This is a genomic window from Roseibium sediminis (assembly GCF_008711325.1).
Taxonomy (GTDB): domain Bacteria; phylum Pseudomonadota; class Alphaproteobacteria; order Rhizobiales; family Stappiaceae; genus Roseibium; species Roseibium sediminis.
In genome coordinates, this window is record NZ_VXDB01000004.1 from 203,827 (window position 1) to 219,995 (window position 16,169).

Genomic DNA, 16,169 nt, shown 5'->3' on the forward strand with positions numbered 1-16,169 from the left:
TCAGCTCATCCATTGCTGAATGGTTTGCCAGACCACGTTGCTTCGGTTGCGTTCGAAATAAACGGTAATTGGGGTTCCGCTGCGGGGAAGGGGCTCGGAAACGGCCTGCAGGGTTACAAGAGCAGATCTTGCATCCGGCGCTCGGAACCGATTGGTTTCCATGATCTCGTCAACAAAGCCCATGGTGCGATCCACGGTCTTGACCTGAGCGTCTACCCATCTCTTTTCGGAAGTAATGTAGAGTTTCGCGGTGCTGTCCTTCTCGATATGAAGGACTTCTTCCTGCGTCAGGTAAGCGGTCACGATTTCCGCACCGGCTTCTTCAAGAGCGAGGACAGGTTCACCCTGCTTGATGCTGACACCCGGCAGAAGGTCTATCTGTGCGACGCGCCCGTCGAAGGGCGCAAAAATGGTCCGCTGTATCCGCTTCTTCTCAAGTTCGCTGATAGCCTTCCTGCGGAATGCCAGTTCGGTTTTCAAGCGGGTCACGCGGGCTTCTATTTCGGCGACCCGACCCGCAAAAACTGCGCCGGTAAAGAGCTGAACACTCTCACCGGCATCAACCAGTTCCTCAAGTTCCTGAATATGGATCCGCTTGCGATCGAGTTCCGACTCCATCGCCTTGAAATTGTATTCAGCTTCCTCGACATCGCTGGCGAGGGCCAGTCCCTTTTTGGCGAGCTTCCTCATCCTTTCTGCCTTTAATCGCGCGTTTTCCTTCGCGATTTCCAGACCGACCAGTTGAGATTCGGATTGCCGGATATTGTTTCGGGCGACGAGCGCATAGCCTTTGGCCCGACGTTTTTCTTCCGCAAGAAGCGCCTCCGTTTCAGAGAGCTCGGCGATATTGGACGCCATGATCGAGCGGGCCTGCCTCAGGACGGTCTCCTGATTTGCATCCTCCACGGAGACAAGCAGTGTTCCGGCGGAGACCGTGTCTCCCTCGCGGTGCGGCGCTTGCAGAACAGTCCCGGTAACGGGAGCCATGACCACCACGCGTTCAGACGCGACGACTGCAGCGGTCACCTCAAGTCTGAAAAGGGCTGAGTAGAAATAGACGGCGGCATATCCGAAGACGGCGGTACCAAAGAGGAAGTAGAACATTGTCATCATGATCTGCCGCACCGGCCACCGGCGGACGGGGATCGCTTGAACCGGATTGGGATCGGGCTTGGTGGGGACGGGGGTCACCGGAGTGTCGATCCGGGCGATGGTATCGTCCACTTCCGTCATCTTGCCGCGGATCAGATCCTCGACAAAATGCTGCATCAGGGCGCTTTCGCGCTCGCCCAAAAATGTGAAACGGAATGCGCAGTGTCCGATCTCGGTATCGTGACGGACAACCTCGGCCTCGGCCTTGAGTGTGATGCTGAAACCCTGAAAGGGAAGCGTGCAGTACAGAACGTGTTCGCTTCCAAGCTCCGGGTAGCCTTCGCTGAAGCCAATCAGCCGGACGCCACCCAATCCCCAGTCATACGTGTCGAACGTGTGGTCGCCAAGCGTCACCTTCATGGGCGCTCTGACCCGATAATGGAGGCGTTGGCAGGGCCTTTCGTGCACGATCTTCAATTGCAAAAACCCGAGATTACGAAGTGACATCTCGGGAATTGCAAGGGCAATGCCAGATCAGGGGAAGATCGACTCAAAGTCCGCTAAGCGGACAAGGTTTCATAAGTGCATGAAATAATTAGGAGAAATAAGTATTCAGTCGGAGATTTGCAAAATTGGAAGATTTTCATCTGCCCAAACTCACCCATCAATTTGCCAAATTGCAAAACCAGATGAGGAGAGGTGTCTTTCATCCCGGGCCAGGTTTCTCAAATTGCAAACCCGGGATGAAAGTGGTTGGTCTGGGGGCCATCGGGCCGTCGAGTTGGCAGGATTTCTCCCGGCCAACATTGACCGATGGGCCCCAGTTCGGTTTCAGCCCTCTTTCGATGGACTAGAATATGAAACAGTCATTTTCATAGAGCGACGAGACCGACTGATTGCCGACGCTCTGAAGGTTACATACGTCCTGATAAGTGCCGTCTCCGTCCAGATCGACGGACAAGGTGGTGTCAGTTCCGTCAGAAGTTGCCTGAAGAAACTCCAGGAAAGCTTCGACCGTCAGACCGTTGGCAAGATGGCTGAAGTCCAGATAGTCAACACCCACTTCAAAGTCGGTGATCTGATCTGTCCCTGACAGGTCGTATGTCCGGTAAACAAAAGTGTCGCTCCCATCGCCGCCAGTCAGAGTATCGCTGCCACCGAGGCCTCTGATCTGATCATCTCCGGCGCCAGCTTCAATGACATTTTCTCCTGACGTGCCCTTGAGGATATCGTTTCCTGATCCAGAGACGATATTGTCGATGAACTTCAGGGTGTCCGTACCGATTTGGAGCCCGTGGGCCCGCTTGTCGTGCAACGAGATGGACAGGTCGACGGAATAGGCGGCGTAGTTGACCGTGTCATTGCCCTGACCACCATGCATCATGTCGTCCCCGGCATCACCATAAAAGGTATCATCGCCGTGACCGCCATAAAGCTCGTCGTTGTTGTGGCCGCCCCAAAGATGGTCGTCTCCGGCTCCGCCTTTCAGGATGTCGTTGCCATAACCACCATACAGCATGTCGTTACCAGAGCCGCCGATAACAGTGTCGTCACCGTTTCCGCCGTCCAGTGTGTCATGACCTGAACCGCCATTGAGCGTGTCGGCACCATGTTCGCCGTACAGGCTGTCATCACCATTGTTGCCATTGAGAGTGTCCTCCTGCATTCCTCCATAGATGACATCATCGCCGGAATTGCCATAGAGCGTGTCCTGACCCGAATTGCCGTTCATGACATCGTTACCGCTGCCGCCGTGCATCCGGTCGTGACCGGTGCCTCCGTCCAACTGGTCATTGCCTGACCGACCATGCATCTCGTCAGCCCCGTTGCCACCCCAAAGAATGTCGTTGTCGCTGCGCACGATCTCAGACACCTCATAGCCGATACCGGGGTTGGGGTCGGTGCCCCCATTTTCGTTCTGGTAGTGAGCGTTCAGAAGAAGGGCATTGGCCAAGCCGATATCGACCGTGAAGACACTGTCATCGAAATCGAGGTCGCCACCATTGTAGAGATCCTCAAACCCGAGCGTCACGGTGCCGGCATCTGTTTTCAAAACGCCAGTCGTGTGGAGCAAACTGTCCGGGTTCAGGTCGACAGTCTCGTCGTAGGCGGCAGTGTGATACGCGTGTGTATTGATCAGCGTTTTCGTGCCGTCCGGCGCAATATAATAGAGGCGAGGACCGTCGCTATTGATGGTTGCCTGTGTCCCGTCGGCATTCAGGAACTGTAATGTTCCGTTTTCCAGATCCAGCCCTGCATACCCGTTGTTCAGGTTGAAGCCGTTGGAAATGATGAAGAACGCTATTTTGTCGCCGTTTTGAACATCGAGATACTCGCGGCTGACGCCCCCGATCAAGTCACCGCCGCTCCCTTGCAGGGACGCGTTCTGCCAGATGAAGCTGACATCTGTGATCGACCCATCTTCCTGAACCTTGTAGTAGCCAAACGTGTTCTTATAGCCGGCGGTCTCGCCTTCAAAGACGACAGAGACGGGATAGTCGTTGGCTATTTCGATAGATGTGATCTGGACGAGGGTTGGCCCTCCCGAGCCATAGAGCTTGTCGTTACCGTTGTCCCCGTAGAGAATATCGTCGCCGGTTCCACCCCAGACTTCATCATTCCCGTTGTCTCCAAAAAGAATGTCGTCGCCAAAGCGGCCCGACATGACGTCAGAATGGACCGAGCCATCCAGCACATCATCTTCACTCGTCCCAATGATGGGGCGAGTGGCGGGTAAGCTCACCATGAATTCGTGCTCCTTCCTGCACAGCACATGTGCGCAAAACAGAGAGAAAGGTGCAGGGAATGGGCCAGCCTTCAGTTGCCGGGTGCAAAAGAAACTGAATGAAAAAACAATACGTTAGAACGGGTCGACTTTGAATTAACTCCGACTGATTTGCAGAATGGCATCATTCTTTGCAAATCCGGATGCGGTTTTGGTGTTCACCAAAGCCTGACAGTTTGAGCTCATGACCTCAGATTCAAGGCGTCGATGATGGTTTGCACGGCAAGACGGAAGATTTGTTCTTCCGGCTTTTGCACCGCATCCGGGCGGGTCATCAGGCCAATCGGGCCTCTTGTAATGGTCGTGTCAAAGGGCAGGCGGACCAAGTGTCCGTCGCTGGTTTCATTCTGCACGACACCAGAGGAGATGATCCAGACGGCATCGGTGTTGCGGGTGTAGATGCGCCCGAAGGCACCCGACACGGTTTCTATACGGTCGCGGATTTCACCAACGCCATTTGCAATCAGGAACCGCTCGACAAGCGGGCGAATGGCTGCCCCCTCCGGAGGATAGAGAACGGGCCAGTCCACGAGCCGTTTGACATCGGGCCGTTCCAGCAGCGGATGATTTGCACGCACGACAAACTCCACATGCTCGGAATAGAGCTGCGTGAAAGCCACGCCTTCCATAGATGCCGGTCGCCCAAGGCGCCCGATGACAAGATCCAGTTCCCCAAGTTTCAGGCGTTCGATCAGATATCCATGTGGTCCATCCATGATCCGGACAATCACGTCAGGGGCAAGTTCCGAATATTCCTTGATGATCGCAGGCATGATGCTGGCCGAAACGCTGGGGAGTGCACCAACTTTCAAGGTGGTGCGGGCGTGAGTGCCTTCCTGTTCGACACCATCAAAGCCCTGTTGCAGGCTGGCCAGCGAAATGCGGGCAAAGTGCAGGAAGACCTTGCCTTGTTTGGTCAGGGAAACACCGGCGCGATTTCGGACCATCAACTGCGCGCCGACGATTTCCTCCAATTCCTTGAGTGTCTTGGAAATGGCAGGTTGGGTCAGATGCAGCTTGTCAGCGGCAGTTTTCAGGCTCTCTTCCTGCGCGATTTCAACGAAACACTGAATATGGCGATATTTGACCCTGCGATCGATCATATGGTTTCCAAAAATGATAACTAAATGCCGGAAAAACTCATTTTACTTCGCATTTTTGATCAATCAAGATGATTGTCATTGGAGGAAGTGAGTATGCGGTCACAGGTTGTCATAGTTGGAGGTGGGCCGTCGGGCCTGTTGCTGGGGCAACTGCTCCATCTTGCGGGGATCGACACGGTCATCCTGGAACGAAAGACCCGTGACTATGTGCTTTCCCGCATCCGCGCGGGCATTCTGGAAACGGGTCTTGTTGATTTGATGCGCAATGCAGGTGTTTCCGAGCGCATGGACAAGGAGAGCTTCATCCATGAAGGCACCTGCATTTCCTACGAAAACGAGCTGTTTGCGATCAATTTCCAGAAGCTGATCGGCCAGAATGTGGTGGTCTATGGCCAGACTGAAGTTACGCGCGATCTTTATGACGCGCGGGATGCGGTCGGGGCGAAGACAATCTTTGAGGCAGAGGATGTCCGGATATGCGATGCGGATACTGATCGGCCTTACGTCCTTTTTGCAAAGGACGGTGCCGAGCAGCGGATTGATTGCGATTTTATAGCCGGATGCGACGGTTTCCATGGAGTGAGCCGGAAAACGATCCCTGACACCGTGCGCCGGGAATACGAAAAGGTCTTTCCCTTCGGCTGGCTGGGCATCCTGTCCGAAACGCCCCCGGTGCATGAGGAACTGATCTACGCCAATTCCCCGCGCGGCTTTGCCTTGTGCTCCATGCGAAACCAGAATCTGTCGCGCTATTACGTTCAGTGCCCGTTGACTGACAAGGTGGAAGACTGGAGCGACGAAGCGTTCTGGGACGAGCTGAAGCGTCGATTGCCGGAGGAGGTTGCCGACAAGCTGGTGACCGGGCCATCCATCGAAAAGTCCATCGCGCCCTTGCGGTCCTTCGTCAGCGAACCGATGCGATGGGGAAGGTTGTTTCTCTGTGGTGACGCCGCGCACATTGTCCCGCCCACCGGGGCAAAGGGACTGAACACCGCGGCCTCAGATGTTCGTTATCTCCACGAGGCGCTTACGCAGTACTATCGCGACAAGGACATTGCGGGCATCGATCAGTATTCGGAGACGGCTCTGGCCCGTGTCTGGAAGGCAGAGCGCTTCAGCTGGGCGACCACCAATTTGCTGCACCGGTTCCCGGATCAGACAGACTTCGATCTCAAGATGCAGCGTGCGGAAATCGAATCCCTGCACCACAACGAGATCGCGCAGAAGTGGTTTGCGCAGAATTATGTGGGACTACCCTACTGATGAAGGTTTTACGGCTCCCTCAATTTGACCTGCATTGGCGAGAAGACGGTGATCCGACCGGAGAGCCAGTTGTCTTTGCCAATTCTCTCGGCACTGATCTCAGGCTTTGGGATAGTGTGATCGATCTCTTGCCTCGCGCCGGATATCGCTTCATCCGGTTCGACAAGCGCGGGCATGGATTGTCGTCCTGTCCGGCATCTCCCTACACGATGGACGAACTGGTTGCCGATGTGGAGGCTCTGCTCTCTCATCTGGGCGTGAAGACCTGCACGTTCGTCGGGCTGTCCATCGGCGGCATGATCGGCCAGCAACTCGCGGGCAACCGGCCTGATCTGGTCAAGGCGCTGGTGCTTTCCAATACGGCTGCAAAGATGGGCGAGCCAGCCATGTGGGCGCAGCGGATGGACGCGGTGCGCACAGGTGGGCTTTCCTCGATTGCTGATGCAGTTCTGGAGCGTTGGTTCAGCGCCGCCTTTCGCCAGACTGTCGAGCTTTCCGCCTGGAAATCCATGCTGACACGTACACCGGCAGACGGATATGTCGGCTGCTGCGCGGCTATCGCAGGGGCGGATCTGACCGAAACGACCCGTAAACTTGGCCAGCCGGTTCTTTGCATCGGTGGGTCTGAAGACCTCGCCAGTCCGCCATCCCTTGTTCGTGGAACAAGCGACCTCATTGCCGGAAGCCAATACGTCGAGATTTCAGGGGCGGGGCATCTTCCCTGCGTCGAGGCCCCACAGGTTTTTGCCAATCATCTAAACGCCTTTTTGCAGGAGACACGCCATGCCTGAGCGATATGAAACCGGAATGCGTGTCCGGCGCAGTGTGCTTGGCGATGCCCATGTGGACAGGGCAGAGGCCAACAAGTCGGCTCTCGATGAGCCGTTTCAAACGCTGATCACCGAAAGTGCCTGGGGCACGGTCTGGGCCTCTGACGGAATTGCGCCTCGCGAGCGCTCGATGTTGACGCTGGCTCTGCTTGCCGCACTTGGAAACTTCGACGAGATCCCGATGCACATCCGCGCGACCGCAAGAACAGGCGCGAGCAAGCAGGATGTATTGGAAGCCTTCCAACATGTCGCAATATATGCTGGTGTTCCAAGGGCCAATCAGGCGTTGAAGCTAGCCAGAGAAACCTATGCGGAAATGGAACGTGCAGACACCATGCATACTGGCTTCGGCGGGGAGGAACAAAGATGAAGCCAGGACCATTTTACCAGCGGGACCGGCAGTGGCACGCACCGGCCAAAACGCCCGATTACAAGACAAGCGTCGCGCGGTCTCCGGAATATTCCCTGATCAGTCTGGAAACCACGATCAGCGAGATGACCGGCCCGGTCTTCGGCCACAATGATATCGACCCGCTCGACAGGGACCTTCTGTCAAACTACGCCAAGACCGGCGAGAGCCCGATTGGCGAACGCATTATCCTTCATGGCCGCGTTCTGGATGAAAATGCGCGTCCCGTACCCAATACGCTTGTCGAAATCTGGCAGGCGAATGCTGGCGGGCGCTATCGACACAAGAAGGATATGTATCTTGCGCCGATCGATCCGAATTTCGGCGGCTGCGGCCGGACGCTGACTGACGAGAACGGCTACTATTATTTCCGCACCGTGAAACCCGGCGCCTATCCCTGGCGTAACTGGGTGAACAACTGGCGCCCGGCGCATGTGCATGTATCGGTGTTCGGAACGGCCTTCGCACAGCGGCTGATCACACAATGCTATTTCGAGGGTGATCCCCTGATCCGCCAATGCCCGATCGTGAGCACGATCCCGGATCCTGAGGCCATTGAGCAACTGATCGCCCAGCTCGACATGAACGCAACGATCCCGCTCGACACGATTGCCTACAAGTTCGATATCATTTTGCGCGGGCGCCGCTCGACGTTGTTTGAAAATCGTATGGAGGGCAACTGATCATGCGGCAGATGCTGGATTATCTGAAGGAAACGCCATCCCAGACTGCCGGGCCTTATGTCCATATCGGTCTTGCACCGGGTGCTGCCGGGTTCGACATCTACAAGCACGAGCTTGGCTGGGACATTGCCGGTCCGAACGCAAAGGGCGAGCGCATCCGGATCGAAGGGTCCGTGATCGACGGTATGGGATCGCCAATCAAGGACGTTTTGCTGGAGGCGTGGCAAGCCAATTCACAAGGTATCTATGCCCATCCCGAGCATGAAGGGGAGGTCGAAGACGGCTTTCGTGGTTGGGGCCGGATCATAACCGACTTCGAGACCGGCGAATGGGGTTTTGACACCATCAAACCGGGTTCGGTTCGCGATGCCAAGGGCAAGCCCATGGCCCCGCATATCAGCCTTTGGATCGTGGCTCGCGGGATCAATGTCGGCCTCCAGACACGGCTTTACTTCGCAGATGAAGCGGATGCCAATGCCGAAGACCCGGTTCTGAACCTGATTGAATGGGAGCGACGCCGGGCAACGCTGCTCGCCCATCGATCCGGCGAAAAGGGTGGCACGCCGGTCTACCGGTTCGACATCAAGCTGCAAGGCCTCGATGAAACCGTTTTCTTTGATATCTGAGAACCGCGAAGCATGACAAAGCACTGCATCATCTGCGTTGCCATCACCGGGTCCCTGCCGCGCAAGGAGAACAATCCGGCTGTTCCGATCACGGTCAGTGAGCAGATCGAGTCCACTCAGGAAGCGTTCGAGGCCGGAGCAACCATCGTGCACGCCCATGTGCGTAACGAAGATCAGACCCCGTCTTCCGATCCGGAGCGGTTCTCCCGCTTGAAGGAGGGGCTGGAAAAGCATTGTCCTGGCATGATCATCCAGTTCTCGACGGGTGGTCGATCGGGGGCAGGCAAAGAACGGGGAGGGATGCTCCCGCTGAAGCCCGACATGGCGTCACTCTCCGTGGGCTCGAACAACTTTCCGACCCGCGTCTATGAAAATCCCCCCGATCTTGTCGACTGGCTGGCCAGCGAAATGCGCGAATACGGCATCAAGCCGGAAGTCGAGGCGTTCGATCTCTCGCACATTCATCAGGCGGCAACGATGAACAAGGACGGCCGGATATCGGGCAAGCTTTATGTCCAGTTCGTCATGGGGGTGAAGAATGCCATGCCGGTCGACCGGGATGTCTTTGACTATTACATCCGCACGGTTGAGCGTCTTGCACCGGACGCCGAATGGTGCGCTGCCGGCATTGGACGGCACCAACTAACCATCAATGAATGGTGCATAGCCGCCGGAGGTCACACGCGCACAGGGATGGAAGACAATATCCGTCTCTCGGGAACAGAACTGGCGCCGTCCAATGTGGCACTTGTGCGCAGGGCAACCGAAATCTGCGATAAATATGAAAGACCTGTGGCAACATGGCAGGAGGCGCGGCGGATTCTTGATCTGCCGATGCCCACCTGAAATCGCTCGTGTTCTTGACCAAGGAAGACCATGCCATTTGATGCTTTGACAGCGCCGATATTTGCCGACAGGGAGATTGAGACCTGTTTCGGGTCCACTGCCATTGCCGGTGAAATGGTACGGGTGGAAGTGGCGCTGGCTGAAGTGCAGGCGGAGCTTGGACTGATCTCCGAAAGCGCAGCGGATGCTATACGCAAGGCGGGTGAGGGGTGGTCCTGTGCGGACAACGTTATCGAACACAGCGTGGCGTCTGCCGGCGTTCCGGTTCCCGAGTTCGTTCGTCAGTTTCGGAAAGCGGTCGGCAGTGAGTATGCTGGCTGGGTGCATTTCGGGGCGACCAGTCAGGACATCATCGATACCGCCTTCAGCCTTGCCTACCAAAAGGCATTTGGTCTTCTGACAGCGCGACTGAACGCACTGATTGATGCACTGGAGAAAAAAGCATCTTCCCATGCTGAAACGGTGATGCTTGCCCGAACGCGCGGTCAATTGGCAACACCGATTACCCTCGGATTGAGAATTGCCCAATGGGCCCAGCCACTTGTTGCGCTGGAGGCGGACCAGCATCACATTGCATCCAGAGCCTTCAAGGTCCAGTTCGGCGGCGCATCTGGCAGTCGTAGCAGTGTCGGGGTCCATGGGCAGCAGCTGGCTGCAAGGCTTGCCGAAAGACTGGGGCTTGAGAACGCTGCGCCTTGGCACACCGACCGGTCTTCCATTCGCGAACTCAGTGGATGGCTGGAGCGCTTGATTGCGGCATTGGCCAAGATCGGCGCTGACATCAGCCTGTCGTCGCGAGGCGAGATTGCCGAGCTTTCGGCGGGCCCCGGTGGCGGATCATCGGCCATGCCGCACAAGTCCAATCCGGTCGTTGCCGAATTTCTCCAATCGATCGCGCTCCTTGCGACGTCCTTGATGGCAGGTCTCAGCGCCAGCGCCGTTCATGGCGAGGAACGGGACGGCAGAACATGGCCTCTCGAATGGCATTTGATGCCTCAGCTTTTTTCTGCAGCCGGAGCAGCGCTGCGCCACGCGCAGGTGCTGATGAATGACTTTCGACCCGATGCCGCTGCCATGCGAGAGCGTGTCATGGCGATGCCCGAGACATTGGTGGAAGCCGCAACAAGCGTGATCGCAGGTGAGATTGGACACGAGGCCGCTACCCGCGCAGTCAAGGATGCCTTGGCAGGTGGAGCGCCTTTCCTTGAAACACTCAGACAGCGCCATCCGGCAGCGGATTGGGGCGCTTTCGACAGCCTTTCCCACTACATCGATCCGGCTAAAAGCGTTGCCAATGCAATATTCGCAGTCCGAACCAAAAGGGGTATGGAGAGGCGTGAGGGATGAAATATTTCGTCTGAAAGCCGGAATACGCAAGATTGCGACTGGACAAAACAAGTTTCTAATGTAACTAAATTGCCGAAGAAACTGACAACGGCAATTGTCTTGAGGATCACCAGTTTGTCAGGGAGGACACAATGATCAAACTGCGTCGGACACTTTTGAAGGGACTTCTTGCTGCATCGGTAGGTGGAGCAATTCTGGGCGGGGCTGTGGCAAATGCCGCAGAAGTTACCCTGCGCATGCACCAGTTCCTGCCTGCACAGGCCAACGTGCCGAAAAACATCCTGCAGCCCTGGGCGGACAAGATCGCCAAAGAGTCTGGTGGCCGGATCGAAGTTCAACACTTCCCGTCCATGCAGCTGGGCGGAAAGCCGCCGGAACTCATCGATCAGGTGATTGATGGCGTTGCCGATGTGGTGTGGACCGTTGGCGGTTACACTCCGGGCCGGTTCTCACGCGCGGAGGTTTTCGAGCTTCCGTTCACGATGACGAACGCCGAAGCGGTTTCGCGCGCCTACTGGCAGTTGGCCGAAGAAACGATGATGGATCAGGACTTCAAGGACTTCAAGGTTCTGGGTCTTTGGGTTCACGGACCCGGCCTCATCCACTCCAAGACGCCGATTGAAAAGCTGGAAGACCTGAACGGCGTGAAGCTGCGTGGCCCGACCCGCATCACCACGGCCATGTTCGGAAACCTTGGCGCCACTCCGGTTGGCATGCCTGTTCCGGCAGTTCCCGAAGCGCTGTCCAAGGGCGTGATCGACGCAGCTGTCATTCCGTGGGAAGTCACGCAGGCACTGAAAGTTGGTGAGCTCGTCAAGAACCACACGTCCTTCGGCGATCAGACGCTCTACACGACCACCTTCATCTTCGCGATGAACAAGGATCGGTACAATGCTCTTCCCGATGACCTGAAGGCGGTGATTGATGCCAACTCTGGCATCGAGTTCTCCGCAGCTGCCGGCAAGCAGATGCAGTCGGATGATGCAGGTCCGCGCCAGCTGGCGATCGATCTCGGCAACAACCTGATCGACCTGCCGCCGGAAGAAGTCGCGCGCTGGAAGGAAGCGGCCCAGCCGACCATCGACAACTGGATCGGCGAAATGTCTGACAAGGGCATCGACGGTGCAGCTCTTCGGGGTCGGGCGCTTGAGCTGATCGAAGCCAACACGAAATAAAACAAGATCAGATCCCGCCAGCGCAGGCTGCTGGCGGGACTTTTTTATGACATGCGGGGGAGGCGTGCGTGCACGATTTTATCGAGCGCATAGCGAGACTGGTGGCCTATATCGGCGGCGTGGTGTTGACACTTCTGGTCTTGTTGACCTGTGTCAGCGTATTGGGACGCGGCTTGAACACCTTTGGTCATTCGGGTCTGGTGACAGATTTTTCCGAAATCCTCTCCAACGCCATCATCAGTACAGGTGTCGGCCCGGTGACGGGCGACTTCGAGCTGGTTGAGGCAGGAATTGCCTTCGCCATCTTCGCCTTTCTGCCGATTTGCCAGCTCAAGGGCGGCCACGCGACCGTGGATGTCTTTGCCTCCTTCATGAGCGATGGTTTCAACAAGTTCCTCCGAACCTTCTGGGAAGTGCTCCTGACTGCGGTGATTATCCTGATCACCTGGCGGCTCTATGAGGGCATGGTGTCCAAGATGGAATACGGGGAGACAACGTTCCTGCTGCAGTTTCCCGTCTGGTGGGCCTATGCCGCCAGTTTTGTGGCAGCCGTTGTGGCGTCCCTTGTCGGGGTCTATTGCGCGGCTGCCCGCATGATCGAATTGTTTACCGGGCGCCACGTGCTCCCGACAGGTGAAGGAGCGGTCCATTGAGCATGCTCGAGCTCGGATACCTGTCCTTCCCGGTACTCCTTATTCTGATTTTCCTGCGCGCGCCCATCGGTCTTGCCATGATGGTGTGCGGCATCGCGGGGCTTTATCTGGCGATGGGTGGCTCGCATGTGGTGCTGTCCAAGCTGAAGAGCGAAACCTATTCGACCTTCTCCAACTACTCGCTGACCATCATCCCGATGTTTCTCCTGATGGGGCAGTTTGCAACCCTGTCCGGAATGTCTTCTGCCTTGTTCAAGGCATCGGAAAGCTGGTTGGGTCACCGCAAGGGCGGTGTGGCCATGTCGGCCATCGGGGCTTGTGCAGGATTTGGCGCCATCTGCGGTTCATCCCTTGCAACTGCTGCAACAATGAGTCGCGTCGCCTTGCCGGAACTCAAGCAATACGGCTATTCGGGCGGCTTTGCGACTGCAACGCTGGCTGCAGGAGGAACCCTCGGCATCCTGATCCCGCCATCCGTCATTCTGGTGATCTACGCGATCCTGACCGAACAGAACATCGCCAAGCTGTTTCTGGCGGCATTCGTGCCGGGCATTCTGGCCGCAATCGGCTACATCATCACCATTTCGATCTATGTGCGCGTCAATCCGGATGCGGCAGGAACGCGCGAGCCGGTGCCTTATTCGGAGCGCCTGAAGGCGCTCGTTGATGTCTGGCCGGTTCTGGTCGTCTTCGGCCTCGTTGTGGGCGGCATTTATCTCGGTTGGTTCACCCCAACGGAAGGCGCGGCTGTTGGCGCTGCCTGTACGGGTCTGGTCGCGCTTGCGTCCGGCAACATGACCTGGGCGCTTTTCAAGGACGCGATCCTGCAGACTGCTGTCAGTACTGCGATGATCTTCTTCATTGTGCTCGGGGCAGGGTTCTACAACAGTTTCCTCGCGCTGACACAGGTTCCGCAAGAGCTGTCGGGATGGGTGATAGATCAGGGGCTCAGCCCGATGGCCGTGCTCACGCTGATCCTGATCTTCTACCTCGTCTTCGGCTGCCTGATGGACAGCTTGTCGATGATCCTGCTGACCATTCCGATCTTCTTTCCGGTCATCAGTGCCCTCGATTTTGGCATGAGCCCGGAACATGTGGCGATCTGGTTCGGAATTCTGGTCCTGATCGTTGTGGAAGTCGGCCTGATAACCCCACCTGTGGGCATGAACCTCTTCATCATCAACGCCATGGATCGGTCAACGCCGATGGTCCAGACCTACAAGGCGGTGATGTGGTTCATTACCTCGGATATCCTACGCGTGATCTTGCTGGTCCTGTTCCCGGCAATCACCTTGTTCCTGTTGCCGTAACAACCGGACGCGATCAGGACATCTGTTCCAGCGTGTGATGCAGGCCATTCAGGATATGCGCCTGCAGTACCTTCACGGCCTTGTCGGCATTTCGCTCGAGCGCCGCGTCAAAAATGTCGCGGTGCTCGGCAACGGCTTCGTCTCCACGATGGGTCAGGACGAGCATTTGGTATCTGAGGTATTTGTCATAGAGGATGGCGTGGAGGGCCAGAAGGTTCGCGGAGCCGCAGGCCTGGATGGTGGCGAGATGAAACTCCCAGTCAAACCGTTTCCATTCTTCGCGGCTGGACGCGTCACCCGATAACATGCGCTTTTCCATCAGGTGCAGCTTGTGATGGGCGGCAACCAGATTTCCTTCCCACTCTGTATCGCCGTTGGGAATGGACAGCGACAGCGCATGACACTCCAGAAGCACCCGCAGATTGGCGATCTCGGTCAGGTCTTCCCGGGAAACAGGGGTGACAAAGAAACCCCGTTGTTCTTCGGCAGCAACAAAGCCTTCGCTTGAAAGGCGGCTGAGCGTTTCCCGCAAGGTTGACATGCTGGCCTCATAGCGCTCGCGCAATCGGTCCAGCTTCAGCTTGGAACCCGGCGCAAGTTCACCAAAAATGATGTCGCGCTTGATGCGCTGATAGGTCGTGGAGCCGACGGTGCTTAGCGTTTTGGCCATCATTCAAACCATCTGATTTTTCCGAATGTTGCAGGAACTCTAATGCTTGAGGGTAATTATCACAAGTATCGGTTTATTAGGTAAAAACTAAAAATATCCGATATTATTGATTATATCATTTATCTGATGTAGGCATTTGAGACCGCGAATTGGTCGCGGCAGCTGGGACACTTCAAATGCCGGAAATAACGCGTCTGGCCGTCGTCGGGTACGGTCTTGTCGGAAAACGTCACGTCGAAACGCTCATTCGCATCCCGCAGATCGAGCTGGCAGCAATCGTGGAGCCGCACGATGCGGCCAGAGAGCAGGTGCTGCGCCATGGTGTGCCGTGCTACGCAAGCCTCTCGGACATGTTTGCCAAAGACGGCCCCGACGGGGTCATCCTCGCAACCCCGACACCGCTTCATGTTGAACAGGGCCTGGAATGTGTTGCAAACGGATGCCCGGTTCTAGTGGAAAAGCCGATTGCAGTTACGTCCGCCGAGGCTTCGCGCCTTGTCGAGGCGGCTGAGCAGGCAAGGGTCCCACTGCTTGTCGGGCATCACCGCCGGCATAATCCACTCATCCGCGCTGCAAAGGCGGCAATCGATGAGGGGCGGATCGGCGCAATCCGATCGGTTCAGGCAACCTGCTGGTTCTACAAGCCCGATAGCTATTTTGACGCCGCTGCGTGGCGCAAGCTTCATGGTGCCGGTCCTGTGTCGGTCAATCTCGTCCACGACGTCGACCTGCTGCGCCATTTTTGCGGCGATGTCGAACGTGTTCGCGCCGTGGCGCGCCCATCCATCCGAAAATACGAAAACGAGGATCTTGCTGCGGCAATCCTCGAATTTGCGTCGGGGGCAGTGGCTACACTGAGTGTGTCCGACTCCGTAGTCTCGCCCTGGAGTTGGGAGCTGACGGCCCGTGAAAATCCTGCATATCCGGCAACCAACCAAAGCTGTTACCTCATCGGTGGGTCGGAAGGCGCTCTCTCCATTCCGGACCTTCGCGTCTGGAAACACGAGGCTCAACCGGATTGGTGGAGCCCGATTTCGGCGACTTCGCTTCTTGCTGAAGCACATGACCCTTTGACAGCGCAGGCGCTGCATTTTTGCGAGGTCATTCGGGGTGCCACCGTATGCCTTGTGTCCGGTAAGGAAGGCTTGAAGTCCCTTCAAGTCATTGAGGCAATTGAGAAAGCTTCGGAAATTGGGGAGCCGGTTTCTCTCGTTGAACAGGAGCAGGCGTTTGCGCCGGCCAAAGACATGTTCAGTTCGGCTACCGCGTAAGTGTAAATCAAAAATATCAGATATTTTTAAAAACATATTGCAAAACAGGAATAATCATTTAAGCGTTAAGATCTCAGGTCTCGATAGGTCAATCGATGGGAGGAAT

Annotated in this window: 15 protein-coding genes; 11 read left to right on the forward strand and 4 right to left on the reverse strand. The window is 56.5% G+C overall.

Going from position 1 to position 16,169, the window contains the following annotated elements; translation table 11 throughout:
- From F0155_RS05850 to pcaQ, 3 genes are all read right to left on the reverse strand, one after another.
- Positions 1-1,512, reverse strand: coding sequence for an HlyD family secretion protein (locus F0155_RS05850; protein WP_161599760.1), 1,512 nt, complete (start codon positions 1,510-1,512; stop codon positions 1-3).
- 430 nt (positions 1,513-1,942) lie between these two features.
- Complete coding sequence (locus F0155_RS05855) at positions 1,943-3,838, reverse strand: DUF4114 domain-containing protein (RefSeq protein ID WP_150523551.1); 1,896 nt, start codon at positions 3,836-3,838, stop codon at positions 1,943-1,945.
- 221 nt (positions 3,839-4,059) lie between these two features.
- A complete protein-coding gene (gene pcaQ / locus F0155_RS05860; protein ID WP_150523552.1) occupies positions 4,060-4,980 on the reverse strand; it encodes a pca operon transcription factor PcaQ in 921 nt (306 codons plus the stop codon).
- A gap of 93 nt (positions 4,981-5,073) precedes the next feature.
- Here pcaQ and pobA point away from each other — a divergent pair, with 93 nt between their 5' ends.
- The 10 genes from pobA (at position 5,074) to F0155_RS05910 (ending at position 14,122) form a co-directional block, all read left to right on the forward strand.
- Positions 5,074-6,243, forward strand: a complete 1,170-nt coding sequence (gene pobA, locus F0155_RS05865) for a 4-hydroxybenzoate 3-monooxygenase (RefSeq protein ID WP_150523553.1) — start codon at positions 5,074-5,076, stop codon at positions 6,241-6,243.
- Entirely contained in the window at positions 6,243-7,034 is a 792-nt protein-coding gene (gene pcaD / locus F0155_RS05870) for a 3-oxoadipate enol-lactonase (RefSeq protein ID WP_150523554.1), read from the forward strand. Before pobA ends, pcaD begins: the two co-directional genes overlap by 1 nt.
- Entirely contained in the window at positions 7,027-7,443 is a 417-nt protein-coding gene (pcaC, locus tag F0155_RS05875; RefSeq protein ID WP_150523555.1) for a 4-carboxymuconolactone decarboxylase, read from the forward strand. The genes pcaD and pcaC overlap by 8 nt, the downstream gene beginning before the upstream one ends.
- Positions 7,440-8,165, forward strand: a complete 726-nt coding sequence (gene pcaH, locus F0155_RS05880) for a protocatechuate 3,4-dioxygenase subunit beta (RefSeq protein ID WP_150523556.1) — start codon at positions 7,440-7,442, stop codon at positions 8,163-8,165. The genes pcaC and pcaH overlap by 4 nt, the downstream gene beginning before the upstream one ends.
- A gap of 2 nt (positions 8,166-8,167) precedes the next feature.
- Positions 8,168-8,791, forward strand: a complete 624-nt coding sequence (pcaG, locus tag F0155_RS05885) for a protocatechuate 3,4-dioxygenase subunit alpha (protein ID WP_150523557.1) — start codon at positions 8,168-8,170, stop codon at positions 8,789-8,791.
- A 12-nt stretch (positions 8,792-8,803) separates the two neighbouring features.
- Positions 8,804-9,637: a 3-oxoadipate:acetyl-CoA acetyltransferase gene (locus F0155_RS05890; protein WP_150523558.1), complete on the forward strand. Its 834-nt coding sequence runs from the start codon at positions 8,804-8,806 to the stop codon at positions 9,635-9,637.
- A gap of 30 nt (positions 9,638-9,667) precedes the next feature.
- The gene (locus F0155_RS05895) at positions 9,668-10,984 is read left to right on the forward strand and encodes a lyase family protein (protein ID WP_150523559.1); all 1,317 of its coding nucleotides are present in this window, start codon (positions 9,668-9,670) and stop codon (positions 10,982-10,984) included.
- A 131-nt stretch (positions 10,985-11,115) separates the two neighbouring features.
- A complete protein-coding gene (locus F0155_RS05900; RefSeq protein ID WP_150523560.1) occupies positions 11,116-12,159 on the forward strand; it encodes a TRAP transporter substrate-binding protein in 1,044 nt (347 codons plus the stop codon).
- 68 nt (positions 12,160-12,227) lie between these two features.
- Complete coding sequence (locus tag F0155_RS05905; protein WP_150523561.1) at positions 12,228-12,812, forward strand: TRAP transporter small permease; 585 nt, start codon at positions 12,228-12,230, stop codon at positions 12,810-12,812.
- Positions 12,809-14,122, forward strand: coding sequence for a TRAP transporter large permease (locus tag F0155_RS05910; protein ID WP_150523562.1), 1,314 nt, complete (start codon positions 12,809-12,811; stop codon positions 14,120-14,122). The genes F0155_RS05905 and F0155_RS05910 overlap by 4 nt, the downstream gene beginning before the upstream one ends.
- Before the next feature lie 13 nt (positions 14,123-14,135).
- Here F0155_RS05910 and F0155_RS05915 read toward each other — a convergent pair whose 3' ends face one another.
- The gene (locus F0155_RS05915; RefSeq protein WP_150523563.1) at positions 14,136-14,792 is read right to left on the reverse strand and encodes a GntR family transcriptional regulator; all 657 of its coding nucleotides are present in this window, start codon (positions 14,790-14,792) and stop codon (positions 14,136-14,138) included.
- 176 nt (positions 14,793-14,968) lie between these two features.
- Here F0155_RS05915 and F0155_RS05920 point away from each other — a divergent pair, with 176 nt between their 5' ends.
- Positions 14,969-16,063: a Gfo/Idh/MocA family protein gene (locus tag F0155_RS05920; RefSeq protein WP_150523564.1), complete on the forward strand. Its 1,095-nt coding sequence runs from the start codon at positions 14,969-14,971 to the stop codon at positions 16,061-16,063.
- Positions 16,064-16,169: the final 106 nt, after the last annotated feature.